Origin of the sequence: Ureibacillus endophyticus (genome assembly GCF_003628435.1) — a bacterium.
Classification (GTDB): Bacteria; Bacillota; Bacilli; order Bacillales_A; family Planococcaceae; genus Ureibacillus; species Ureibacillus endophyticus.
In genome coordinates, this window is the sequence record NZ_RBZN01000007.1 from 1 (window position 1) to 26,443 (window position 26,443).

Genomic DNA, 26,443 nt, shown 5'->3' on the forward strand with positions numbered 1-26,443 from the left:
GCTAACCTTCAGAAGCAAGCTTCTAAAGGTCCGCTCGACTTGCATGTATTAGGCACGCCGCCAGCGTTCGTCCTGAGCCAGGATCAAACTCTCCATAAAAGAATTTGATAAAGCTCAAAAATTGCTGGCATCAAAATTGATGTCCAAAATTTTGTTCCTCAATTTAATGAGAAACTATATTCATTAACGTTTTGTTGTTCAGTTTTCAAAGTTCATTTTCCATTCGCGTAAGCGACTTTTATATATTAACATTTTCGACAACTAGTGTCAACATATTTTTTACTTTTTTCAAAGTATTTTATCAACTTCGCAAATCAACTTTTTCATTATATTAACTTCTCAATCACATGTCAATATTTTTTAAAATTAATAAACAAGATGATTTATTGTTAATAAATTAGAAGTTATTTATTTCGCTTTGTCGTGGTGACGACTTGTATTACTATACACACATTAAAAATTAAAGTCAATATATTTATTAAAATTTTTTTCTTAATTTACTAATGCCCCAACAATAATGAACCCTAAAATAAAAGGTTGCCCCAATTCGGAACAACCTTACATTATTTTTTCTTAAGAAGCTGTTTACTGTATTTTTCCCATTGTACTAATGAAGGGTATGGGTCAAATGCCCATTCAGTTCGACCATTAAATTTATACATACCATAATGTAAATGTGGTGGGAATTTTCCTGAAGTACCTTCTTTACCGTACCCGGTACTTCCCACACCACCTAGTAGTGTACCTGGTTCTACAATATCGCCTACTTTTAATCCTTTATTAAAGTAAGCTAAATGAGCATAGTAATGATAAGTATTATGGTTGTCACGAATTCCAACGCGCCAACCTCCAAATTCATTCCATCCCATCACTTCTATAATACCGTATGAAGTTGATACTACGGGCGTACTATATCCCGCAAAAATATCGGTACCTTCATGTATACGTCTTCCGCCCCAGCCACGATTGGCCCCCCATGTTCCTCTATAGCTATAATTGTAGCCTCGTACAGGAACTGGGAAAACATGTGTATCTAAGTCAATTGAATTAAAATGTTTATACATTTTTGCTATTGATAATATTTGTTTTACAACCATTTCACTTTGGTAGTATTCCCATAATGCAATTTTAAAATCTTCTTCACTTGGTCCGAATTTGCTCAAGTAGTTACTCATAGTAAACAGTACATCTTCATCATCGTCTGCACTTGCAAGCCCGTCACCATTACCATCAAGACCTAACCCGCCAAAATACTTGATTGTAAACGGCGATGTATCATCCGGAACAGGATTCATTGCACCTGCCCAATATTCCTTAGAGAATTGAATGGCAACAGTACTGTCCCGTTTCGGAATATCTTTGCGGACATCTTGTATATTTCGTTCATATTGATCAATAGCTGCTAGGTAATACCACGGAACAATATAATCCTGAAATTGTAGGTACATAGACATCCGCTTCTGTAAAATTTCTTCTCTAGAAGGTTCTTCTTTTGCTCGTACAACTTCAGGCGAAATTGTACTACAAAGAATCAATAAAACACATAATGGAATCAAATGTCGAACCAATAATAAGCCTCCTTTCTTTTTTTATAATGTCCGAAAAATACAAAACCATGACTTCAACATTTTGTATTTCAATTTCAATCATTGATGAGATATTATTGTAAAAAGGCTTAAACTTTGTTTTTTTATAAAAGAGATAGAAAATGGAGGAATTATTTAATGGAGAATTTACAATCACTTGATCAATTTGAACAATTAAAATCAGAAGGTCGTACAATTTTCGTGTTTTCTGCAGATTGGTGTAAAGATTGCCGCTTTATCGATCCTTTTATGCCAGAAGTTGAGGCAAAATATACGAATTATCGTTTTATCAAAGTGGATCGTGATGAATATATTGATTTATGCGCTCAACTGGATATTTTCGGAATACCAAGTTTCCTTGCCTTTAATAATGGTGAAGAAATTGGCCGTTTTGTGAGCAAAGATCGTAAGACACAAGAAGAAATTGAAAACTTTATCAATGGTTTAAATTAACATACATTCTTTTTCTATTACCGGGAATTATAAAATCAATTAAATAAACGGTTTTACGAAAACAACATCCCCAACGCATTAGGCGAAGGGGATTTTTTGCGTTTATAAAAATTAATATCTACCTTCAGTTGATTTAATCAACTATTATTAACTATCACTCGTTCGTTTCTCTTATAATTATCCCATATACTGGACGTAGAAAGGGATGGGATATATGACAGGTTTTCAATTCGCAACACGCATTAGTACATTACGAAAAGAAATGGGTATTACACAAGAACAAGTCGCTCAATATGTAGGTGTTTCAAAAGCGGCAGTATCGAAATGGGAAACAGGACTTAGTTATCCAGACATTACTCTACTACCAAAACTTGCAACATTTTTCAATTTATCGATTGATTCACTACTTGGATATGAACCACAAATGACTAAAGAAAATATACAAAAATTATATGCTCAGTTAGCCGAGAAATTTAGTGTTCAACCGTTTTCGGATGTTCAACAAGAAATAGAAGACTATGTAAAAGAATATTATTCGTGCTTTCCATTACTAATAGAACTTGCTGTATTATATCTAAATTATCATAAACATGCAGAACATCCTGAAGCAATTTTAAACCGGGTTGTGGAATTGTGTCAGCGTGTACGCAATCAAGCCCAAGAGTATAAATACGTTCATAAAGCTGAGTTTGTAGAAGCAACAGCTTTTTTAATGATGAATGAGCCAGAAAAAGTTCTTGAATTATTAGGAGATCATATCGAAATTGAATTCGGTACTGAAAACATTATAGCCACAGCCCATACGATAATGAATCAACCAGATAAAGCACGAGAAACGCTTCAAATTAGTATGTACCAGCACTTATTCGGGCTCCTTTCTAGTGCGACAGATACTTTAGTGCTTGAAGTTGACAATATTGAACATTTTGATGAAACAGTTAAAAGGATGGAATTCATCATTAAAGAATTTAAAATTGAACTTTTAAATGCGAATTCCGCTCTTGTCTTTTACTTAAAAGCTGCTTATTGCTACATGATGCAACAACGTCATGAAGAAGCAATGAAGGCGCTTCAAAGTTATGGAAGAGTTGTTAGTTATTTAAAATTCCCTATTTATTTAAAAGGAGATGCCTTTTTTGACTTACTTGAAAATTGGATGAAAAAAGAAATAACAATTGGGAATGTCTCGCCAAGAGATGTAGCATCTATTAAAAAGGATATTTTATCAGGTGTGACTGACCACCCTATTTTTGCTCCACTACAAGGACGTCAAGATTATAAAGCATTTATTTTAAACCTTAAGCATCAACTAAACTTACCCTAAGGAGTTATTTCAATGAAAAGATTGTTAGCAATAAGTTTATTTACATTATTAATTCTTGTAGGTTGTAATGCGGGAAGTACGGAAAATGGAAATTCCAAAAATGAGGAGGAAAAATCAATGACAACACAATTTTTCGGGGAATGGGCAGGAAATATTGAAATACCAAACTCACCACTACCAATTATTATTAAGCTTGAAGAAACGACTGGGACATTTTCTGTACCAATGCAAGGGTTAGAAAACTATCCGTTTGAAAGTGTCCGTTATAACGAAGATGCTGTTGATATTCTAATCAATCTACAAGGTCAAAAAATTTCAATTAAAGGGAAATTTGCAGATGAAAAGATTGAAGGTACATTTACACAAAATGGTGCCACTTTCCCAGTCATTTTTACACACTACGACAATACTTCAAAAGAAGAAATTACTTACGAACAAATCTTAATTCCTGTCGATGGTGGAGAATTGAAAGTTGCCCTTCAAAAAGCAAAAAGCGGTGAACCATCACCCGTTGCAATTATTGTTGCAGGAAGTGGCCCAACAGATAAAAACGGGAATTCCGTTATGGGTGTGAACTCCGATAGCTACAAAATGTTAGCAGAGCAATTAGCAGAAAAGAATATTTCAACGATTCGTTACGATAAACGTGGGATTGGTGAAAATACGCTATTAGTGAAAGATCCAAATGCAGTACGATTCGATGATTTTGCAAAGGACATTGCTAGTATCATTGCTTACATTAACTCTCAAGAGTCATTTACTTCAGTCCATGTAATTGGGCATAGCGAAGGAGCTTTCCTTAGTATATTAGCAGCACAGGAACAACCAATCGATTCCCTAATACTTCTATCAGGAACTGGTCGCAGGATAGATGAAGTGATGATTGATCAATTAAGTGCACAATTATCACCTGCACTTGTTGATGAAAGTAAGGAAATTTTAGAAAAAGTGAAAGCTGGCGAAACCGTGGAAGAAATGTCAAATGAATTAAAGATGATCTTCCCAGTACAAAGTCAACCTTATTTAACATCATGGATAAAATACGACCCTAAAGAAGAGTTAGCGAAAGTCTCAGTTCCTATATTCGTTATTCACGGTACAACAGATCTTCAAGTAACCGAAAAAGATGTTGAACCTTTACGTCAAACTGCTGATAAAACAGTAGTTATTGAAGGTATGAACCACATATTAAAGGATTCGCCATCTGATGTTAATGCCAACCTTGCTACTTATACAGACCCATCATTACCTTTACATGAAGAACTTGTTCCAACGATTGAAAAGTTTATTAATAGATAGTAACTTTCCCCATCATATTTTGATGGGGTTTTTTAAATTATTTCCCTACCTCCGCTTCCGTCCTTAATAGGCAATAACAGAATGAATATGCTAAGGCTAAAGAAAGATACATCTCCTTTAGGAGAACTCCCCTCTTTCTTGAATAAAGCCACATCATAGTTTTATTTGTACCAATTTCGACCCATCATTCATACCTCAATTTTGGAGCTCCCTCACCCTCGGGACTCCACTTTTTTTATAATCTAACGAGCCAAGTTGCTACACGAGATAAAATTTCTGTACGTAATTGTACAAGTTCTTCAAATTCATAGAAGAATAGAATTTTCCCTTCTCGTACTGTATCCCCTTCTGGCGTTTGGGTTAACACAAAGTGCGCAAAGGACTCTGAAAAATCTTCTTCCGGGGATTCCCGAGCATAATTAGAAACGAAGAATTCATCTATATCCCCATACCCTGGCACCTCCCAAAACTCCCGATAAAAACTAGTTAAATAGGCATCCTCATAAAAACAACCTGAGTCTTGTAAGTACAATGTGTCGCACCCTGCTTCGTCTTTCCAATAATCAATTTCATTTTGGTTCAATGATAAAAAATGGGCATATTCATGTAAGTATGTAACTAATATTTCAGAAGCTAATTCAATATTTTTATTGTTCATGCCCAGTGTCCAATATTCCCCATTCTCATCATGTAGAGTAACATATGCAAGTGTATTACCACTTTCGAATACTTCAAATTGAGTAATCTCTCTACGTTCACTCTCAGGTATAAGCCAACTAAAGCTAAACCACAAATTTTCATGGTACTCCAATTCCTCATCTGATATTTCAGCATCTGTGTAAATTACTTCTTCTTCATTGTCAATATCATATGTAGTAAGAACAGTAATTCCTTCTTCACCTGTTGCAACGGATTCTTCTAATACGAGGGATCCATATTCAAATTCCAGTAGTTCTATTAATTCATTTCCCCATTTAATACAGTCTCTTTCATTTTTACAGTTAATCACTAAAGAACATGTTTCTTCTTCCTCTAAATAGACCTCATTACTGTAACAACCGTTATCTAGTAAAGTAATCGTTTCATCCATTTTATTTTCTTCAGGAATTACTTCTTCAGGTAATCCATTAACAGGTATTACATCTGGTTCCGTTTCAACATCTATCTCTTCCACTAATTCCATACAACCACCTACTAGGAACCAAAAGGCTATTAAAAGTAAATGAAAAAGTTTCAAAGGAATATACACTCCTTTTTACATATGTGACATTTCTATATACTACTAACTCCTTTTAAAAGTAATGAATAAAAAAGCCTAGATTCTTAAAAGAACCTAGACTCAATTTCTAATCGTATACTAAAGCTTTTATCGTTTTCTTTTTCCAAACAAAGTGATAGTAACAATACTGGGCAACTAAGTTAACCGCAAAGGCAATCGGATATGCTAACCACACTCCATTAATTCCTAAACTAGTGAAGTTTGATAATAAGTAAGCTGCAGGCACTTCGACTACCCAGATACTACCGATTAAAAAGATTGTTGGCCATAGTACAACGCCTGTTGCACGCATTGTTGCCGAAATTGCTTGCACGTGCCCTAATAGTAAATAACTCCAGAATGATATTAGAATTAAACCTTTAGCTATTCCAATTGTGTCAGCACTTGTTAGGAATAGTTTTAAAATGGGTTCTGAAAGCAAATAAACAATAAGAATTAATGCTCCACCAAATAAGTAGCTTAACTTTAGCCCAAGTTTAGTTATTTGCCTTACATTTTCTTGATTGCCCGCACCAATTGCTTGTGCAACAAATACAGAAATGGCTATAGAAACACTCATCCCTGGAATTTGTACATACATCGCAATTTGATTCACTATTCCATAAGCCGCTGTTGCTTCTGAGCCATAACTATTAACAAAAATAATTACAGCCACTTCTGCCATGGCAATTGCCACCATACTAATACTCGATGGAATTGCTAATTTTAATAAAGTCTTAATAATATCCCCTTTAAAGTGGATGTTTTTAATAATTTCTTTATCTAGCTTAATCACATGGTCTTTTTTGTGTAAATATACGAGTAATAAAATAAAGGTAATTAAGTTCGATAATACAGATGCATATGCGGCCCCGTTTAACGCAAACGCCGGTAAACCGAACCACCCAAACATTAACATTGGTAGTAACGCAACATTGATTACGATACTAACAATTAAAAAGATTAACGGCGTTTTTGAATCCCCTGTTCCGCGTATAAAGGTTGTGTAACTCATATATAGGAACATAATTGGGAGAGTTAAAAATAAGATTTTTGCATAACTCGCACTTTCCGCTAAAATGTTTTCAGGAGTTCCCATCAATTTTAAAATGGATTCTGTAAATAAACCACCAAATATAGCTACGATAACAGATAGAAGTAATGTTACAGCAAGTGTTACCCCGACTACTTCTTTCATTTTTGAAATATTACCCGCACCATATGTTTGACCAACTAAAATCGAACTTCCAGAACCAATCCCAATCGCAAAGGATATTAGGAAAAAGAACAATGGAAAGAAAGCTGAAATAGCAGCTAGAGAATCCTCCCCTAATGTTTGACCAACAATAATCGTACTTACTACTTGCCCAAAGGATTGGATTACACTAGAAAATGCAACTGGAATAAGAAAGAGAACCATCATCTTTTGAAGGGAAATAGAAGGTTTTGCTTGTTCTGATATTAAATCCATATTGATTTTCTCCATTTTTTTATTTAATTGTACCCAGCATCACCAAATGGCTGGCATTTAGCAAGCCATTTCTCTTCTAATTTTTTTAATGCCTCTTTTTCATTAAAATATGGAGAATCCTCCTTTTCTAAAGTTTCCAATACTTCAATTACAAACGCATCTTTTCCAAATATGTTCCAATCTTCCTGTAATTTTTTGTTAAAATGCGTATTGTTATTTAACGTGAATTTTACACCGTTAATGGTTTTTAAATTCCTTGTACTTTCGATAAGTACTTTTCCATTTTCCATGTTTTTTATTTGATATACTCCTGCTTGTATTTCTACTTCTAGAAATTGTTGTTTTAACTCCTTTTTTCTATCCATCAATGACTCCCCCTCTATTTCTTCACCCAATATGAACTGCCATCCGCTTTTCTCTCAAGAAAGGCATATTCAATTAAGTAGCGTCGTATTAATACATAGTCTTCATAAATCTCTTTTAAAACGTCATTTATCTCTTTTTCTGTATAGGTGCTATTGCTATCAAGTCGACTTGCGATGGCACGTAATACTACTAGCCGTTGCTTTTCCTTTGGAGGGAATTTACTTAAAGGTCCATCCAAACCTTGTAAGAAATATTTCTCTAATATCTTCTCTTGTTCCTCCGTAGTAACTGCATAACGGTCGTCTACCATTTTTGCATGTTTATGAGGTGCGACAAACGCAGGTGCATATTGATCTTTTTCTTTTAAAAGTTCCATAATGGCAAGTTGCGTTTTTGCCTGACGTTCTTTCTCTTTTAACACAAAGCGATGATGACGAATGGTCGAACTACTTCCAATTTCCATTTCCTGCTGTATTTCTTTATCGCTTTTCCCCTCATAAAAATGTTTTAAAAGTGTTGTCTGATGTTCTGTTAAACCTGTTAATTTTTTATCTAAACTAAGAAGGTACTCGAATACAGAACCATGTGTTTGCTCAACATGTAAACGTATATAGCGACTAGCCTCATACAGAACATTATCTTGAGGATATATCACACCTTTTTCTACAGGTTCACCACATAACAGGCATGTAAATTGATTAGAATCCTCAATATATCCACATTTTATTTCTTCAAGTGATGCATTCCAAAAAACATCGGATAAATTCATTACACAACGCTCCCAACAACAAAACACTGTTTTGTTTATATTTAAAACAAACAATTTTCATATACGTTTATTAACACTTAAACAATATAGCAATTTGTTTGTTATTGGTCAACATAAAAATTCCTTTTAACAAAAAAAGACCCTTAAGATTTCTCTTAAAGGTCAATCAATCATTTATTTAAATACTTTAACTCTGTGATCTAGGCTCTGATATTCTTTTTTCTTAGGTGGAGCGATTGGTTTTCCAAATGGCATTTGAGCAATTAGATTCCAATTAGTTGAGATGTTCCATTGTTTACGAACTTCCTCATCAATTAATGGATTATAATGCTGGATGGATACACCATAACCAGCTTGCTCTAAGCCTGTCCAAATAATGTACTGTAAAATCGCTGAGTTTTGTTGGAACCATGATGGAACTCTGTCTTTGTACGTAGGGAATTTTTCTTGAGTATCTTTTAAAACATCCGTATCTTCAAAGAATAATACTGTTCCATAACCATTTTTAAATCCATTTAATCTTTCTTTAGTAATCGCAAACCTATCCGCAGGCAGCTTTTTGCCTAAAGTATCAATCGTAATGTCCCAAAGTTTTGTATGATGTTCTCCAAGTAATAAAACTACTCGATCACCTTGCGAATTAAAAGCAGAAGGTGCATGCAATACCGATAAATTGATTAATTCTTCCAGCTCCTCGTTCGGTAAAATAGGATCATTACTAATTGATAAGTATGTACGTCTTTCTTTTACAGCTGAATAAAAATTACTTATTTTGTCCTGTAATAATACCATTTCTCATTCTCCTATATCTCGAATTTGAAACATTTTTATTTTTCCATATCCCTTAAATAATTTCAAGTAATAGATATTCAATATATTAAACTACAAAACTAATATTTCCCCCTATTAAAGAATATTATGAATCACACTACATTTTACTGGGGGTTTGCTTTTTGGAAAATGTGAAAGCAATTGCAACTTTTCAACAAATCGGGGAAGAAGTTTACCGTACGAATACGTATATTCAGTTTGGTACTTCTAATCAATCCCTAGGTGCCGCAGTAATGTTAAATCCTGGTTCAGCAAAACTAAATGGTGAAGTAAGAAGAAAGCTTATCCATACTGGCTCACATACAGATGAAGTCTCTTTAGATCGTACAATGAAACAACTTGTAAAGTTTATGAAAGCAACTCATTCCAAGTTAAATGGTAGACTATATATTTACAATTTATTCTATGTAAAAAATACAATAAGCAAAGAAGCCATCGAACTATTTGAATCTTTAAAGTCAACTGGAAACTACCCTACTATTACAAGACCGTCTTTAAATGAAATTCAAAGCCATCCCTGGATTTTAATTGGATGGGGTGTTGAGAAAGGGAAAAATTCTGGATTTTATGAATTAGAAAAGAAAAAATGGTTGGAGCTAATTAAAGAAAGTGGCATTCCGTATTTCGGGGTACTATCAAAGGATAATGATTATTACCACCCAAATCCAAAAGGACCAGCCAACATAGAACGACTTCAACAATTAATACAAGCTTTTAAGTTGGAAATTGAACCAAATATAATTAGAAATTAAACTTTAAGGGGTGTCCAAAAAGACTTTACTTTTTGGACACCCCTTTCTTGAAAAATATCTCTTATTAATTTTTGCTCTGCGGTGGTTGTCACCATACTCGTCGCAGAAAATAAATGCTCCTTCGATAAAAGCGATAGCGGCAATCGCAAGGATTGTCTCAAAACAAGTTTTCAGACAATCCTCTTTTAACATAGTAGTTTTCAACTTTATTGGAAACAATTTAGCATTGTTCCTCTGATTCTGTTAATTTACTATTTAATAGTAGTTTAATAGATTCGGAGGAACATTAAATGAAAAAAGCACTGCTTTCACTCTTATTTCTTACTATTTCTATGCTTTTACTTCCGATTCAAAAAAGTAATGCCCAGGAAGTTGAACCAATTGTAAAAGTCAAATTGGTTAACTATTTAGGGGATAAGAAAGAAATTACTTTAAAGCCAAACGGTAATTACTTAACAAGTGATGGAAACATCGTCTTAAAGGCTAATGAATCATATACATTAAAACAAGTTAGCGGAAAACTATCTTTATATAAAGAAGGTCTATTGTTAGGTACATATCAAACTTTTTCCGCTATGCCAAGTTTTACTACTAGTCAACTTTCAATAAACAATCGTCCTTATTTAGGAAGTTTTGATTTTATAGTTGAAAACAATTACGTTCGACCAATTAACTCAGTTTATATGGAGGATTATTTAAAGGGCGTTGTTCCAAACGAAATGTATCCTTCTTGGAATGTGGAAGCTTTAAAAACACAAGCTGTTGCAGCAAGAACATATGCAACAAGCTACTTAAATCGGGAAATTATTAATGACACGATTTCTTATCAAGTTTATGGTGGTTATGTATGGACATCAAATACAACAAGAGCTGTGGATGAAACGAAAGGAGAAGTCCTCCACTATAACGGCCGTTTAATCGATGCTGTCTATTCTTCTAGTAACGGTGGAATGACTGAAAGTAACGCCAATGCTTGGGGAAACACACAAGTACCCTATTTACCAATAAAAGAAGACCCTTATGACCCAAAGTTTGTTTGGAATTTTTCTTTTAATAAAACTCAAATCGATTTAACTAAATTAAATTTATCAAAGTATTCAACTTGGTGGACTTCTACAAAAGAAAGAGATCCGCTAATTGCCTCAAATATTAAAGCCTGGTTAAACAAAAATGGATATACAGATAAAGAGTTGAAAATTACAGCTATTCCTACATTTTCACTTTCAAATCCTGGTTCTGGTGGCCGTGTAAAAAACGGATCTATTACTGTGGAATTTTTAGTTAAGGATTTAGTAGATAAAACCGGGAAGTTAGTTCCGCAACGTGTAACCTTTACAAACGGCAACGCTACAAAAATCCGCGCAATGATTGGAAATCGTGTTATGTTGAGTTACCTGGTGGATGAAGTGAAATCAGATACAGATGTAGTTCGAGTAACAGGGCGTGGAGATGGTCATGGTGTAGGGATGAGCCAATGGGGAGCTCAAAAAATGGCTGATATTGGTGGTAAAACCTATGATGAAATATTAAAGTTTTATTATAAAGACATATCAATTGTAAAAGTATATAATCCAATCGCTAATATAATAAGCCCCTTCCCAATCGAGCCAATCAAACAACCTATTGGAGGTATTGGAGGTGGCACAGATGCTGATAACTATATCGATCGAATTGCACCTTCCATTAGCGAGTTAGCATCAAGTTACAATGCGAATAAAAAAATAACATTATCTTATACAATCAATGAAACAGCCAACACATCCATTTATGTAAAAGATTCAAATGGGGTAATTTTACAATACCTCATCAAAATTTTAGAGCAATCACCAGGTAAGTATGAAATTTCTTGGGATGTTTCTTCTATCAAAAACGGAACGTATACGTTTGGAATTATTACAACTGATTTAGCTGGCAATACTTCCTCTGCAATTCATAAGCACACATTAAATATCCCAAAAGATGTAATAGCACCTTCTATTACTAATATTGGGACAACCTATAACATTAGTACGAAAAATGTATCGTTCAATTATACGATAAATGAACCTGCAAAAATTTCAGTATATGTGAAAAATGCAAAAGGAACACTTGTAAAGCAGTTAGAAACCAACACTGAAAAGACTAAAGGAAAACAAACTGTTTTATGGGATGTATCAAAAATTGCTAATGGGAACTATACATTTGTTATTACTGCTGAAGATTTAGCAAAGAACAAATCAACAAAAACACATGCGTTCACTTTATTAAAAACAAATATTGGTAAAGTAAGTGGCACTGATGTATTGATAAGACAAAACGCTTCAACAAATTCCCCTTCTATTGGGAAGCTTCAAATAGATAATACTGTCCTTATCTTAAATAATAGTGGTGCATGGTATTATGTCCAATATGGTAAAAAGAAAGGTTATGTTTACGCTAAATATATCAATATCATAAGATAACATGCACTGCACTTTTTCTTTTGAAGAGGTGCAGTTTTTTTATTACTACTAAAGGGCTGCGCAATTTCTTTGCTCAGCCCCTTAACTAGACATTTATTTTAGTGTTTTTTTAAACTCTCTAGCTTGTTTCTTCATTCGATCCACTAAGAATCCACCTTTAAAGGACTTCGGTTCATAGGATATGATGAATGCTTTTGGTTCGATGGATTCAACTAAAGCAAATAGCTCTTTTTCCCGATTTCGTTTTGCTAGAATTTCATATTTAAAGCGTTCACTGTCTCTACCTTCACCTACATAAGTTGTAATGGCAAAGCCGTTTGTACGCAATGTATCAATAAGTTCTTGATTTTTCTTCTGTGTATTGATTGTGATATACACATAGCCAATTGCTAGTTTATTTTCAATTTTCGTTCCTAAAAACATCCCTAGGCCGAACCCTACTGCGTAAACTATCATTGCCAATAAACTTTGATCCCCATTAAAGACAAGAGATAATCCAAATACATAAATCAACATTTCTAATATTCCAAAGATGGCCGCGAACAGTGTTAGATTTTTAACTAAGAAAATTGTTCGTAACGTTAACAAAGGTACATAGACCAGTTGAAGTAATAATATTAATAAAATGTTTGTCATCTAATTCGCCTTTCTTTGAAAAATATTTTGTATTTATTATTTACCTACAAATATGTATTGTACTCACGTTATGTGTTAAATATATTTTTACAACTAAAAGACACATCTAAACCTTATCTATCTCTATACATTCCATATATAAGTAAACTATTCCTTCTTTACTTCGTTTTAAACACAATCCCTCTATCATTTATCACTTACTTCCATTTACTGTATATATATGTATATAAAATTAAATACACCTTCGTTATATTAACTTAACGAAGGTGTTGAATTATTCAATATTAATAACATTGGAAGAACATAATACTATTTCGATTTAGAGAGTCATAAACCCAACCTCTATTCCCTCTCCAACGGAAACCAATAATTTGATTTCCTATAACAAACATAGGGAAGAACCAAAATGCATTTCCATTTCTCAACCAAATAAAGGTATTTCGGAACATACAACGTCTAATGCTTCCTATTCCGCCTCTGCGAGAAAATTCTTGTTGTTGAAATGTTGTCATTTGCGGTGTAAAACTTGGTGGTGGTGCTGTCGGAGGTTGCATTTGTCCCATACCTCCACCTGGCATACCAAATGGTGGTTGACCCCCGCCTGGAAAGCCAGGAAATTGCCCTTGCCCTCCTCCAGGGAATCCAGGTTGGCGTCTTCTACGGCGTGGGGATTCATCAAATTGATTACCAGTAAAATCAAAAGGATTCACTACTTAAATCCTCCCTTCATAATAAACTACCTACAATGTATGTAGAAAAAAGGAGCACGTGTAGGTTGTCCATCCCTATAAGAATTGATATTTATAAATAACTCTTGTTTTTGACCCCTTTTAAAATTCCCAATGATTAATACAAAAGCCTTATCCCCTATCGGAGTACGAATAATATGTATTTTTATGAATATCTTTTAACGACCATGTTTTTTCAATTGCCAATCTCCCTCCTATTGGCTTAACAACATAGAAGGAGCTGAATTCTTGCTTCAATTTGTTATTTCAAAAGAAAAGTACAGTCTTTGTCTTGTAAATCCTAGTAAAGAGGATGTTCAAGAAGTTTATTTAAAATATTCAGGTCATACAACCAGAGGAAATATTTACTATAAATTTGAACCAATTCAAATGTACATCGGTACTCTTTATGGTGAAAGTTATGCAATTTTAGAAGAATCGAATTCATATAATTTCGATACAACATTTAATTATGAAGTACTTTTTGTTTGCGAAGAAGGAATTGTTCTTAAAAAGTTTATTCGAAGAAAAATGGAGAATATGATAACGATTGATGCTCACCCATTTTTCACTAACTCCATTTGGCAAATAGAAGAATCTTCAAATGAGCAAATTGCTATGGAAGATATTATTCAACTTGTAGCAAATGATATATATGCATCAAAAGCACCTGTTGATGATCCGATTTATCAGCAACTAATCCAACAAAGTGAATTATTTGAAGATTTCTTAGATAACCTTTATTCGGAAATGGACAGTTATTATCGTGGTGAAAATAGAAATTCGTTAAAAAAATGGGAGTTTACTAACTTTATCGAATCAGAATACGGAATACAATTAGAACATTCAGAAGGGGCTGAAATAATCATTGCAAATTGTGTTGCCCTTATGATGAAACTAAATCTCCCCTTACCTAAAATGGCGGAATACTTTATGGAATATATTATTTAACTCCTGAATAAAGAGGCAACTTCAAAAGAATTTTGAGATGCCCCTTTTGTGACTGACGCTTAAACTTTCCTCAAAGTTAATTTGCAACGTGGATTGTGTTCATCACCCAGGAGTAATATTTTTTAGGTTTATTTAATGAATATTTGAAAGAGCTGTGCAGAAAGTCTATCTTACTGCACAGCTTCTTTTATTCTAAAATGTACCTTTCATCCCGGAATAAATTCCAAAATGAACTTGTATTAAGGGAATGAATTACTATTAAAATCACCATTCACTTATTAAAATAGGTAAATTTTTCTTAATAAATCGATAATATTGTGAAAGTTTTATACATAAGTTTTAAAAAAAAAAAATATGATAATCACAGGTAAAGGAGGTAATGGACATTCAGTATTTCTTTCTCATAATTACTCTTATTTGTCTTACAATCGCATTATGGAAAAAACGATTCATCTTATTACTAGTACCAGTAGTTGTAATCGTAGTTTATATTATAGTAGAAATTCTCCTCGTTCCAGCCCCACTATTAGAAACAATTAAGTTTATCTTTAGTCTAAATTAGCTTATTTCTTATTCTTTTGATTTGGACAAATTATCACTATTCCATCTAATTCACAACACTAGTTAAATTATCCTATTAACCTTCTTATGCTAAACACGGTGATTACTTTGTCTCTTCAAAGAGGCAAAGCAATATATAAGCTCTTATAAAAAGGAGGAATAATTTACAGCATTTTATTTGTGTAATCTGTAACATTTGCTGATTGGGGAAATTTAGAACAGGGGTGAAATGGTGAAAAAGATCGATAAAAGCAAGGCTGATGCATACTTTCGTGAGAAAAACACTTATATGATTATCTATTTTATCATTTGGGCGATTGTTTCTTACGGAGTAGTATTATTTGCTGAGCCGCTAAGCGACATTTACTTTAATGGCTTCCCATTCCACTATTTTATGGGAGCTCAAGGGGCATTAGCAGTATTTATTATTTTACTTTTTGTTAATGCAGTTGTGGGGGACAAAATTGACAAAAAGTACGGCATTGATGAAAAACGAAATGAAGAAATTGGTAGAACTACAACGGTGGACCATTAAAGGGGTAATCTCGATATAAAGGGGGATGATTTTTGGATACACAATTTATAACATCAATGGCGATTATTTTAGCTACATTTGCTTTGTATATTTTTATTGCAGTTTATAATAAAGCGAAAGCAACTTCTGATTTCTATGTAGCTGGTCGTGGAGTACCACCAATCTATAACGGTATGGCGATTGGTGCCGATTGGATGAGTGCGGCTTCTTTCATTGGTATGGCTGGTACAATTATGATGCTAGGCTACGATGGTTTAGCATATATCATGGGGTGGACAGGTGGATACCTACTACTAACATTCCTACTTGCACCTCAGTTAAGAAAATCAGGAAGTTATACAGTTCCTGAATTTATCGGTGACCGCTTTAAAAGTAATACTGCACTTATCATTGCGGCAATTTGTACAATGATCATCAGTTTCACTTACTCAATCGGACAATTATCAGGTTCTGGGGTAGTAATAGGAAGACTTTTTGAAATTGATGCAAAACTAGGAACAATGATTGGTGTAGTTTTAATTGCGATTTATGCAGCATTCGGAGGAATGAAAGGGATTACATGGACTCAAGTTGCACAATACATTGTATTAATTGTGGCTTATCTAGTTCCAGTAATCTTCATGTCATTACAAATTACTGGTAATCCTCTTCCGTGGCTTTCTTACGGTGAGATTGTTGGTAAGCTTGGGGAATTAGATCGTGAACTGGGGCTCTCTGAGTATTTTGCTCCATTTGAAAAAGGTACTAAGTGGCAATTCCTTGCACTTATGTTTACATTAATGGCAGGTACTGCAGGACTTCCACACGTAATTGCTCGTTTCTATACAGTATCTACAATGAAGGCTGCGCGTTGGTCTGGAGCTTGGGCACTATTATTCATCGCATTATTATACTTCTCTGCACCTGCTTATGCGGCTTTTTCACGCTTCATTTTAATGACTCAAGTAGCTGGTAGTAAAATTGCTGACCTTCCTGCTTGGACTAAAACTTGGGTTGATACAGGATTATTGAAAGTAGCGGATACAAGTGGTGATGGAATTCTTCAATGGAATGAGTTAATCATTGCTAACGATATCGTCGTAATGGCAACACCTGAAATTGCAAATCTAGGAATCTTTGTTATTGGTTTAGTATCAGCGGGTGCGATGGCTGCAGCTTTATCTACTGCTGGTGGTTTATTAATCGCTATTTCATCAGCTTTTGCACATGATATTTATTATCGTATCTTAAAACCAGATGCAACAGATAAACAACGTCTTAAAGTTGGACGTATTACGATTGTAGTTGCAACGTTATTTGCTGGTATTGTTGCCCTTGACCCACCAGGTGCGATCACTCAGATTGTTGCTTGGGCATTCGCTATTGCAACAGGTACATTCTTCCCTGCCTTAGTACTTGGCGTTTGGTGGAAACGAGCGAATGCACAAGGTTTAATAGCTGGTTTACTTGTTGGTTTAGCCGTAACATTATCTTATATTTTTGCAGCTAAATATGGTGGATTTACTATTTTAGGTATTATCGATACAGGAGCTGGGGTATTCGGTGCGATTGCTGCCTTTGCGGCTAATATCATCGTATCCCTTGCAACGAAGCCACCTTCACAAGAAATTCAAGATGCCGTTATTAATTTACGCTACCCAGAGCAAATGACTTACAAAGACGGCGAAGTTTATATGAATGAATAATTTTTAACGTACCAGGTACAGGAGCAATTCAAAATTGTTTCTGTACCTGGTACTTTTCTTTCCTTTCAGACAGCCCATTTGAAACTTCTACTAATCTAAATCGTAAAATACATTAGTAGTACGATTTCCATTGTTTTTATTCATTCTAGAAAGGATTGATTTAATGCTTGATAAATTTTTGAAGAAATTGTTAGGTGGAAGCAATAGTAAACGCCATTATAATAGTAGTAGCAGAAGAAAATACTCTAATAAACACAACTACTATGGCCATAAACATTATAAAAGAAGTTATAAAAGTCGTTCTGGATTCTTCAGTTCAAAAAGTTTCTTTAGCTCAGGTAGTTTCTTCGGTAGTTAAACATGTTTAACACAATAAAAGAAAATAAATATCACGCCTTGGTAAAAAGCTATATTGATAACAATACTGATTATCGCTTTATTAAACAATTAGGTGATGGATCTTATGGAGTTGCTTATTTAATTGAAGAGCCCTCATCAGGAGAAAAATTTGTACTAAAAAGGATGAAGGCAAAACATCGAAAAAGTTGCAAGCTTCGAGAAAAGTTCCATTTAGAGATTCAACTACTTCAGGAGATTGATTTACCTAATACTCCTTCTGTTATTTCACACGGTGTTATTGAAGAAGTTCCTTTTTATATTATGGATTATATAGACGGACAGACATTTGAGCAGTCGATATTTATAGAAGGGAATACCTTTTCTGTTGAACAATCATTAAAATTTGCTAGTCAACTGTTGGAAAACGTTATTCTTTTTCATCAAAAAGGAATTGTCCACCGAGATTTACGTATTCCAAATATCCTAATGAAAGACGAACAATTATACATTATCGACTTTGGGTTAGCTGTCTATATGAAGTGTGATGTTGACTTCAACGAAATTGACAACCCTAAAAGAGCTGAAAATCATATAAGTGACCTCTATTTTATCGGGCACTTTCTCCTATTCCTTCTTTATTCAACCTATTCACCCACTCAAAAGAAAGAACGGAGCTGGCAAGAAGAACTACAATTACCACCATCATTAATAGAATATATTGAACGTCTCTTAATTATAAGAGAGCCTTTTAACAGCGCAGAGGACGCATTAAAATCCCTTCAATGCCAAATGTTAGAGCATTCATTCGTTTCAACTGATTAATTTTTACAAATACCGTATTACATTTTGGTAGTCTGTCTAAACTGAGAAAAAAAGCATTAGGAGAGACTTCAAAATGTTACAATTAGAATCAAATTTAGAGGGTAAATATACTGAATTTGGAAAGATACAAAATGCTATTAAAGATGCAGGTTTTACATTAGGAGGATACTGGGATTATGATCGCGGAATTTTTGACGCAATCCTTTCTAAAGATCAAGGTGAAACAATTTATTTACGACTGCCGTTTATCGTGACTCAAGGTATGCTCGATTCCCCAAATGCATACATTCGTTTTGAAACTCCTTATGTTATTAAACATATTGCAAACTTAGGGTTAGAACATGATGGCAGTTCAATGATGGATGCAACAGGATTTAGTCAATTCCAAGAACCGATTGATAAAGATGGATCCATTGACGATAAAAACAAATGGATTAGTGTAGGAGAACAAGTAATTGAAGAAAAAGTGTTACCTTATTTAAATTAATTTTATAAGATACAAAAAAGCTAAAGAAACGATAGTCGCTTCTTTAGCTTTTAAAATTTTATTTTTGTGGAAGTACTGCATCCACAGCTTCAGCTTCAATTTCCATTAATTTATTAAATGGAATTACCTCTGAAGCTTTTGGTGTACCAAGTTTGAAATCAACTGTCTCATTTACTTTTGATTTTCCTAAATCATAAGATAATTTAAGACCTAGAGACTCGCCTTCCATTGTAATTGTGATATCTAAATTGAATTTGTCATATCCAATATATTTATCTTCATTAATTGCAATGTATTCGCTAAGTTCATTAATATCTACGAAGTTACTAATTTCCCCTGCTACTTCACCAATTGATACATCAGCACTTGCTAATCCTTCTTTTAGTAAAGCGATGTCTTCAGCAGTTAAACCTAAAGCTTTCACGTATTCTGGGTTCTCTAATAATGTTAGGAACTTTGGTAATACGTTATTAAATAATGTTTCGATAAATGGTTTTAAATCTTCATTTGATAATTCGAATTTTAATACTTTATCAACTTTGATATCAGCTGGAACTGCAACTGATTGTTGATCTACTTCTTCGTAATATTTACCAAATTCATCGAAGAAGATATCATAAATAGCTTTTGTAAATTCTGTTTGTAAAGCTAAATCCATTGAAACACTTGGTTGTCCAGAAAGTTCAGTTAGTTCATTAAGATCTAATTCAATATATTTACCGTTAAGCTCTTCTGGTAAAGGTAGAAGTGGTGATTGCGGTAATTTAATCCACATTTTATCAGTTGTCATAATCATTGGGATGCTGAATTTTGTTTCAACTTCACCTTGAAGTGTAAGATCCATTGTCATTTCCATTTTCATTGGATCTTTTTGATAAGCACCTTTAATATCTACTTTGATATCTTCAAACATTTTAAAGATTGCAGCATCTTCAGGAGTTGAAGTTAATGATTTAGGGAATTTAAGACCTAAATTCATACTTCCATCAAACTCATAGCTATTTAAAGCTAATTCATTTGCATACACTTCTTTTAATAATTCTGTAATTGCTTCATTTGTTACTTCAGTTTCTTCTTCAACTGCTGGCTCTTCTGTCACATCCGTTTGCTTATTTAAAGCACTTGAAAGGAATACTACAAATTGAGCACGTGTAGTTGCTTCTTCTGGCTTGAATGAACCATCTTCTAAACCAGTTGCAATTTTGTTTGATACAATTGCATCAATTGCTTCATACGCATAGTGATCTTTCGCTACATCAGTGAAAGTTGTTGAACCATCACCTTTTAATTTAAATGCGTTTGTTAAAATTGTAGCCATTTGAGCACGTGTAAGAGGTTTATTCGGTTCAAATTTACCGTTAGTACCTTTCATAATTCCTGCTTTTGTTACAGCAGCAATTTCTTTAATTGAAGCATCTTTAATATCTTCATAGCTTACAGCGCCAACATTAGATACATCAAGTTTTAAACCGCGTGCAATCATAATAGCAGCTTGTCCACGTGTTACTGTGTTTTCCGGGCGGAATGTTTTATCAGGGTATCCTTTTACAATCCCTAAATCTACAAAATTACTAATTTCTTTTTCTGCCCAAAAATCTTCTTTCACATCAGTAAATGATGTTGCAGCTAATCCTTGAAGAGGCAAAGACAAAAGTAAAACTAACGTAAAAAGTACCGAAAAGATTTTTGACTTCTTCATGTGTTCCTCCTTATAAATTTATTACGCCAATCTCAGAAACTATAAATGTATAATTATGTATCTGATACCAATTGGTGCATTATATAGCAATTATAACATATAAATTGATAGAAAATTTTAAGATTTTGCATCTATTTTCCAATTCTGCAAATTAGGGATAAATTACTATAGAAAAAAGCTAAAGAAGCAAGTGCCTCTTTAGCTTTCATTTTTATGTTAGTTGCTGTTCTGCATATTTTCGATAAAGTTCATGATTTTCTATTAATTCCTCATGACTTCCAACACCAGTAATTCTACCTTTTTCTATAAAGATAATTTTATTTGCATCGACAATAGTAGATAATCTGTGAGCAATGACAAAGGTTGTACGTCCTTCCATAAGTCGGGCTAAAGCTTGCTGAACAATACTTTCGGACTCGCTATCTAGACTTGCTGTTGCCTCATCCATTAATAAAATTTTAGGATTTCTTAAAAATGCACGGGCTATGGCAATTCGTTGTCTTTGTCCTCCTGAAAGTTTAACACCACGTTCGCCAATTTCTGTGTCTAATCCATTCTCAAATTCTTTAATAAATTGATCAGCATAGGCCATTTTTGTAACTTCCCAAAGTCTTTCATCTGTTACTTCCTCTGTTAACCCGTAACAGAGATTGTCACGAATCGACCCTGCCATCATGGCACTTTCCTGAGAAACGTAACCGATTTGTTTCCGCCAAGATACTAGTGACAATTTACTTATCGGCGTATCTCCTACAAAAATTTCACCAGATGTTGGTTCGTAATAACGTTCTAATAACCCAAACAAAGTCGTCTTTCCGCCACCACTTGGGCCTGCAAAAGCCACCATTTCCCCTGGATTCGCCTCGAAAGTAACGTTTTGAATCACTGGTTCTTCCCCATCGTAAGAGAACGAGACATCCTGCAAACGAATAGGTTTATCTTTAATATCCATTTCAATTCCATCTTGTCCCTGTTCTAATGGGAGCTCTAAAATCTCAATAATTTTCTCTGTTGCCCCTTTAGCCTTTTGTAGCTGAGTAAAGAACATCGCAAAGGATGTAATTGGGAAAATGATTTGGAATAAATACAACAAGAACGCCACCAGTGAACCTGTTGTCATCGTTCCATTGGCAACCCGGATTCCTCCATAACCAATGATCATAACAATAACAATCATGATGACTGTATGCATAATTGGCCCTACCAAAGCAAAGATCTTTGCTTCTCTTAATCCCAACTTTAGTAAAGTATTGATCCCTTGTGTTCCTCTTGTCTCTTCAAAGCTTTCTGCATTGGAAGATTTCATTAATCGTACTTCACTGATAGTTTGTTGAATCGTTCCAGTGAAGGTAGCTGTTTCATCCTGCAAGCCACGAGAGATTTTCGCCATTTTAGATCCTAAAGGCATCATAACAGCAACAGTAATTGGAACTGAAATTAACATAATCAATGTCATTTTCCAATCCATAATTAGCAAAATAATAATTGCACCTATGATTGAGATTAAACCTGAAATAAATTGTGGGAAATGTTGTGTAATTAGATCTTTTACGATTCCTGTATCATTGATAAGTCGACTAACAGACTCCCCACTTTTCTGATTATCGAAGTATGAAACAGGCAAGCGAACTAGTTTAAGCCACATCATTTCTCTTAGTCTTGCCACCACTTTTTGCCCAACATAAGCAAGCAAATACATCGATACACCATCAAAAACGGCTTGTACAATAAAAAATGCGATGATGGCTAAAATAAGTGGCACACTTAATGTTGCGAAGGAAAACCCATCAACAAGTTCTCGCGTTAAAAGAGGAATTCCAAGACCAACTATTGTTGTAAAAATACTCAAAATCAACCCAAAAATAAGGGGTGCTTTCGGTATTTTTGTTGCAGCTATTAGTGAAATAAACGGTTTTATACTAACTTTTGGTACTTTTAAAATTTTCTTCATCTTTACCTCCTTCGATGTGCAAAAAAAGGAGGTGTCCAAAAAGTAATAATTTTTTTGGACACCTATTTTCTTTCTTGATAAATATTTCTTATGAATTATTGTTCCTGCGGTGGTTGTCACCATCCTCGTCGCAATTTATCTGTGACGAAAGCGGTAGCGTCAGTTACAAAGGAGCTGTCTCAAAATGACTTTTCAGACAACTCCTTTCTCCTAATTAATTATATTGATACTGATGTAGTCTCGCAAAGATACCATTCTCTTGAATCAACTCATTGTAAGATCCATCTTCTTCTATTCCATTTGGCGTTATTACTAACACTCGATCGGCATCTTTGATTGTTGCCAAGCGGTGGGCGATGACAAGTGTTGTTCGGTTTTCTGCAAGTTCAGATAAAGACTCTTGAATGATTCTCTCTGTTTCTGTATCTAATGCCGATGTAGCTTCATCTAAGATTAAGATAGGCGGGTTCTTTAAAAACATTCGTGCAATGGCTAATCGTTGCTTTTGACCACCAGAAAGTTTTAATCCCCGTTCACCTATTTGCGTTTCCAATCCTTCAGGTAAATTATTCACAAAGTCCTCTAAGTGTGCCTTTTTCAAAGCATCTCTTATTTCCTCTTCTGTTGCACCACGTTTTCCATAGGCAATATTTTCCCTTATCGTACCTGTAAATAAAAACACGTCTTGTTGAACAATCCCAATTTGCTCACGCAGCGATCGTTTTGTTATGTCTCTGATATCTATTCCATCAATCTTAATGGAACCACTATCTACATCGTAGAAGCGTGGAATAAGAGAACAAATGGTTGTTTTCCCTGCTCCGGAAGGTCCAACAAATGCCGTCATTTCCCCTGCTTTTAACTCAAAGCTAATATCCTTTAAAATCGTTTTATCTTTTTCATAATTAAAATTAACATTTTCAAAAGTAATATCACCTTGTAAGTAAGGAACATCAATAGCATTTGGTCGATCTTGTACTTCTGGTTGTTCATTTAACATGTCTTGAAATCTTTTAAAACCTGCCATTCCTTTTGGATACAATTCTAGTAATGCACTAATTTTATCAATTGGTTTAATTAGCACATTTGTATAAAGGACAAAGCTGACTAACTCACCGTAAGAAAGTTTTCCATTAAAACTTAACCATGCCCCTACTACTAACACTACTAATGTTAATAGACGGGTCATCATATAAATACCAGAATGTGTTCCAGCCATCACTTTATATGCATAAAGCTTTGCTGCTCTAAAGAATCCATTTTGCTCACGGAAACGTTCCATCTCAAATTGTTCATTAGTAAAGGATTGAACTACACGAATCCCAGCGACACTATCTTCAACTCGTCCGTTGACATCTGCAATTTTTCCGTACATTTCTTTCCATGCGGCGTTCATCTTTTTATTACTAAACGTAACTAAAGCAATTAACAATGGAACTGCCACTAGTGCAACATAAGCCAATGTTGGATTAACATTAAACATGATGGCAAAAGCTCCTATGAACGTCATGACAGCAATGAAGAAATCTTCCGGTCCGTGGTGAGCAAATTCCCCAATGTCAAATAAGTCATTTGTAATACGACTCATTAAATGGCCAGTTTTGTTGTTATCAAAAAAGCGGAAGGATTGCTTTTGGAAATGGTTAAATAAATCCTGTCGCATATCAGTTTCTATATTAATTCCTAATTTATGTCCTAAATAGTTCACGATGAAATTGAGTATTGTACTTAAAACATAAACTAAAAGTAATAGAATACTCACTTTGACAATGGTATTCCACTCATTCGTTGGCAGTAGTTCGTCAATAAACCATTGTACAGCGATAGGAAAAGCTAACTCTAAAATCGCTACAATAATCGCACTGGCGAAATCTATAATAAATAAGCGTTTGTGCGGTTTATAATAGGAGAAAAATTTTGATAGCATAGATGCCTCCTCATTTCGGAATCCGAATATTCTTCCCCATTTTACACGATTCATACTCTATTTGAAAATCTTTATCATTCGAGATTAATAATCTTTACTAGCTGTTCATTTAAAAAGTGTGCTGGCTGTTCGAAATCATTCATACTCCGCCATTTTCTTGTTATTTGGAACGAAAAACATTTCGTACCATTGCTTCATCAACAGGTGCAATGTTATTTTTCATATTTGCTGCGTCTAAAGAATGTCGAACAATGATTTCTAAATCTTCTATTGGTATTTCTAACTCTCCTAAAGTAGTGCGTAACCCTAATTTAATTTTTAAATCATTTAATGCATTTACTAATTCATCAACATTACTAAACCCAATATTTTTTGCATGAATTTCTAGTAACGGTTTATATTCTGCATTTATTTTAAACCAACTATCTAATGTAAAAGCACATGCTTCTGCGTGAGGGATATCGTATTTGGCCGTTAAAATATAAGAACAAGCGTGAGATGCAGTTGTACCAGTTTGTGTAAATGCAAAACCTGCTAGTACTGCTGCAAATGCCAATTGGTCTTTTGCTTCAGCATTCCCATTAACAGCTGCTTCCAAGTTTTCAAATGCTAGTTTCGCAGCTTGAACAGCAAAATGTTCTGTTAATGGATTTGACTTCACACTACCTAAAGAATCAAGAGAATGCGCAATAATATCGATTCCTGAAATTGCTGTTACATGCTTTGGACAACTATACGTAAGCTCAGGGTCGATAACAGCTGTTTTTGGATATAACAATGGTGAAGTAAAAGCTCTTTTTAAATCTTTTTCCTTCCAACTAATAACCGAAGTACCCGTTACTTCACTACTCGCCCCACTTACTGTTGGTATGGCGATAAGTGGTAACGCTTTTGTGATGTTCTTTCCTTCCATCAAGTCTATAGCTGTACAGTTTTCCGACACAACCGCGCAAACTGCCTTCGCACAATCTATTACACTTCCCCCACCTAGTGCAATAATGTAATCTACTTCTAATTCCCTTGCTTTTTTTGCACACATTTCTACGTTTTCGATGGTTGGATTTGGCTCAATTCCACTTACGACATCTAATATTCTCCCAGCACTTTTATTCACAATGTCTGCTGTTGTTCCATTTTTCACCGATGAATTCGTTGCAATGAGAAGTGCCTTTTTAATATTGCTTTGTTCTAAATAGTCCCCTAAATTTTGCAATACACTTTTTCCAAATATGATTTCTGTTGGATGTTCATAACGCCACATAACCTATCCCCTATCAGTTTTTTTGATATTACCATTATAGCGGATTTCTGAATTTTATTATAATTTATGAGAATACAGGACAAAACTCCCTTCTCTTTCGAAAAATGTTCATGTATACTAACGTTGTAATTTAATAATCGAAATAACTAGGGGTGCCCAATAGCTTGGGCTGAGAAAGAAACGCGTTTAAGTTTCTTGACTCTTTGGACCTGATCTGGATTATACCAGCGTGGGGAAGTTAGAAAGCTATTAATACGAACTTCTACATTTTTAGCCGGGTCCTACCTTTTTTTAGGGTCCGGCTTTTTTAT

Annotated in this window: 24 protein-coding genes, 1 rRNA gene and 1 riboswitch; of the genes, 12 read left to right on the plus strand and 13 right to left on the minus strand. The window is 34.3% G+C overall.

What is annotated here, in order from left to right:
* Positions 1 to 99, minus strand: a 16S ribosomal RNA gene (locus tag D8M03_RS04615); the annotation flags it as partial.
* 464 nt (positions 100 to 563) lie between these two features.
* On the minus strand, positions 564 to 1,568 hold the full coding sequence (locus tag D8M03_RS04620; RefSeq protein ID WP_414674146.1) for a M23 family metallopeptidase: 1,005 nt from the start codon (positions 1,566 to 1,568) through the stop codon (positions 564 to 566).
* A gap of 156 nt (positions 1,569 to 1,724) precedes the next feature.
* Between D8M03_RS04620 and D8M03_RS04625 the strand changes: the two genes are divergently transcribed.
* The 3 genes from D8M03_RS04625 (at position 1,725) to D8M03_RS04635 (ending at position 4,662) form a co-directional block, all read left to right on the plus strand.
* Positions 1,725 to 2,039 carry a thioredoxin family protein gene (locus D8M03_RS04625; RefSeq protein ID WP_121213585.1) on the plus strand — a complete coding sequence of 105 codons (315 nt, stop codon included), beginning with the start codon at positions 1,725 to 1,727 and terminating at the stop codon, positions 2,037 to 2,039.
* A gap of 214 nt (positions 2,040 to 2,253) precedes the next feature.
* Positions 2,254 to 3,363 carry a helix-turn-helix domain-containing protein gene (locus tag D8M03_RS04630; protein WP_170148380.1) on the plus strand — a complete coding sequence of 370 codons (1,110 nt, stop codon included), beginning with the start codon at positions 2,254 to 2,256 and terminating at the stop codon, positions 3,361 to 3,363.
* A gap of 12 nt (positions 3,364 to 3,375) precedes the next feature.
* Positions 3,376 to 4,662, plus strand: coding sequence for an alpha/beta hydrolase (locus D8M03_RS04635; RefSeq protein ID WP_121213588.1), 1,287 nt, complete (start codon positions 3,376 to 3,378; stop codon positions 4,660 to 4,662).
* Between the two features lie 235 nt (positions 4,663 to 4,897).
* Here D8M03_RS04635 and D8M03_RS04640 read toward each other — a convergent pair whose 3' ends face one another.
* The 5 genes from D8M03_RS04640 to D8M03_RS04660 all read right to left on the minus strand — a co-directional run bounded on the left by D8M03_RS04640 (position 4,898) and on the right by D8M03_RS04660 (position 9,318).
* Positions 4,898 to 5,899 carry a hypothetical protein gene (locus tag D8M03_RS04640; protein ID WP_121213590.1) on the minus strand — a complete coding sequence of 334 codons (1,002 nt, stop codon included), beginning with the start codon at positions 5,897 to 5,899 and terminating at the stop codon, positions 4,898 to 4,900.
* 109 nt (positions 5,900 to 6,008) lie between these two features.
* Positions 6,009 to 7,391, minus strand: coding sequence for an MATE family efflux transporter (locus D8M03_RS04645; protein ID WP_121213591.1), 1,383 nt, complete (start codon positions 7,389 to 7,391; stop codon positions 6,009 to 6,011).
* Between the two features lie 23 nt (positions 7,392 to 7,414).
* Entirely contained in the window at positions 7,415 to 7,756 is a 342-nt protein-coding gene (locus D8M03_RS04650; protein ID WP_121213592.1) for a GIY-YIG nuclease family protein, read from the minus strand.
* A gap of 14 nt (positions 7,757 to 7,770) precedes the next feature.
* Complete coding sequence (locus tag D8M03_RS04655) at positions 7,771 to 8,526, minus strand: DUF2087 domain-containing protein (protein WP_121213594.1); 756 nt, start codon at positions 8,524 to 8,526, stop codon at positions 7,771 to 7,773.
* A 174-nt stretch (positions 8,527 to 8,700) separates the two neighbouring features.
* Positions 8,701 to 9,318 (minus strand): nitroreductase family protein, encoded by a 618-nt coding sequence (locus D8M03_RS04660; RefSeq protein ID WP_121213595.1) that lies wholly within the window; start codon positions 9,316 to 9,318, stop codon positions 8,701 to 8,703.
* A gap of 170 nt (positions 9,319 to 9,488) precedes the next feature.
* Here D8M03_RS04660 and D8M03_RS04665 point away from each other — a divergent pair, with 170 nt between their 5' ends.
* Both D8M03_RS04665 and D8M03_RS04670 read left to right on the plus strand, forming a co-directional pair.
* The gene (locus D8M03_RS04665; protein WP_414674148.1) at positions 9,489 to 10,109 is read left to right on the plus strand and encodes a DUF1643 domain-containing protein; all 621 of its coding nucleotides are present in this window, start codon (positions 9,489 to 9,491) and stop codon (positions 10,107 to 10,109) included.
* 290 nt (positions 10,110 to 10,399) lie between these two features.
* Entirely contained in the window at positions 10,400 to 12,550 is a 2,151-nt protein-coding gene (locus D8M03_RS04670; RefSeq protein ID WP_121213599.1) for a SpoIID/LytB domain-containing protein, read from the plus strand.
* A 93-nt stretch (positions 12,551 to 12,643) separates the two neighbouring features.
* On the opposite strand, the gene D8M03_RS04675 is transcribed toward D8M03_RS04670, so the two are convergent.
* Both D8M03_RS04675 and D8M03_RS04680 read right to left on the minus strand, forming a co-directional pair.
* On the minus strand, positions 12,644 to 13,186 hold the full coding sequence (locus D8M03_RS04675) for a DUF2179 domain-containing protein (protein ID WP_121213601.1): 543 nt from the start codon (positions 13,184 to 13,186) through the stop codon (positions 12,644 to 12,646).
* Between the two features lie 284 nt (positions 13,187 to 13,470).
* Positions 13,471 to 13,896 (minus strand): hypothetical protein, encoded by a 426-nt coding sequence (locus D8M03_RS04680; protein ID WP_121213602.1) that lies wholly within the window; start codon positions 13,894 to 13,896, stop codon positions 13,471 to 13,473.
* 267 nt (positions 13,897 to 14,163) lie between these two features.
* Here D8M03_RS04680 and D8M03_RS04685 point away from each other — a divergent pair, with 267 nt between their 5' ends.
* From D8M03_RS04685 to D8M03_RS04715, 7 genes are all read left to right on the plus strand, one after another.
* Positions 14,164 to 14,865, plus strand: coding sequence for a hypothetical protein (locus D8M03_RS04685; protein WP_121213603.1), 702 nt, complete (start codon positions 14,164 to 14,166; stop codon positions 14,863 to 14,865).
* Positions 14,866 to 15,244: 379 nt separating this feature from the next.
* Entirely contained in the window at positions 15,245 to 15,427 is a 183-nt protein-coding gene (locus tag D8M03_RS04690; protein WP_121213604.1) for a hypothetical protein, read from the plus strand.
* 231 nt (positions 15,428 to 15,658) lie between these two features.
* Positions 15,659 to 15,961, plus strand: a complete 303-nt coding sequence (locus tag D8M03_RS04695; RefSeq protein ID WP_121213606.1) for a DUF4212 domain-containing protein — start codon at positions 15,659 to 15,661, stop codon at positions 15,959 to 15,961.
* 32 nt (positions 15,962 to 15,993) lie between these two features.
* Positions 15,994 to 17,646 (plus strand): sodium:solute symporter family protein, encoded by a 1,653-nt coding sequence (locus D8M03_RS04700; RefSeq protein ID WP_121213607.1) that lies wholly within the window; start codon positions 15,994 to 15,996, stop codon positions 17,644 to 17,646.
* Between the two features lie 194 nt (positions 17,647 to 17,840).
* Complete coding sequence (locus D8M03_RS04705; protein WP_211330867.1) at positions 17,841 to 18,014, plus strand: hypothetical protein; 174 nt, start codon at positions 17,841 to 17,843, stop codon at positions 18,012 to 18,014.
* Entirely contained in the window at positions 18,007 to 18,807 is an 801-nt protein-coding gene (locus tag D8M03_RS04710) for a serine/threonine protein kinase (protein WP_121213610.1), read from the plus strand. Before D8M03_RS04705 ends, D8M03_RS04710 begins: the two co-directional genes overlap by 8 nt.
* A gap of 73 nt (positions 18,808 to 18,880) precedes the next feature.
* The gene (locus D8M03_RS04715; RefSeq protein ID WP_121213611.1) at positions 18,881 to 19,294 is read left to right on the plus strand and encodes a YugN family protein; all 414 of its coding nucleotides are present in this window, start codon (positions 18,881 to 18,883) and stop codon (positions 19,292 to 19,294) included.
* A 58-nt stretch (positions 19,295 to 19,352) separates the two neighbouring features.
* On the opposite strand, the gene D8M03_RS04720 is transcribed toward D8M03_RS04715, so the two are convergent.
* The 4 genes from D8M03_RS04720 to D8M03_RS04735 all read right to left on the minus strand — a co-directional run bounded on the left by D8M03_RS04720 (position 19,353) and on the right by D8M03_RS04735 (position 26,132).
* The gene (locus D8M03_RS04720; protein WP_121213613.1) at positions 19,353 to 20,993 is read right to left on the minus strand and encodes an S-layer homology domain-containing protein; all 1,641 of its coding nucleotides are present in this window, start codon (positions 20,991 to 20,993) and stop codon (positions 19,353 to 19,355) included.
* A gap of 211 nt (positions 20,994 to 21,204) precedes the next feature.
* Positions 21,205 to 22,944 (minus strand): ABC transporter ATP-binding protein, encoded by a 1,740-nt coding sequence (locus D8M03_RS04725; RefSeq protein WP_121213615.1) that lies wholly within the window; start codon positions 22,942 to 22,944, stop codon positions 21,205 to 21,207.
* 214 nt (positions 22,945 to 23,158) lie between these two features.
* Positions 23,159 to 24,871, minus strand: a complete 1,713-nt coding sequence (locus tag D8M03_RS04730) for an ABC transporter ATP-binding protein (protein WP_121213616.1) — start codon at positions 24,869 to 24,871, stop codon at positions 23,159 to 23,161.
* A gap of 160 nt (positions 24,872 to 25,031) precedes the next feature.
* Complete coding sequence (locus tag D8M03_RS04735; RefSeq protein WP_121213618.1) at positions 25,032 to 26,132, minus strand: iron-containing alcohol dehydrogenase; 1,101 nt, start codon at positions 26,130 to 26,132, stop codon at positions 25,032 to 25,034.
* Between the two features lie 138 nt (positions 26,133 to 26,270).
* Positions 26,271 to 26,385, plus strand: a riboswitch (TPP riboswitch).
* Positions 26,386 to 26,443: the final 58 nt, after the last annotated feature.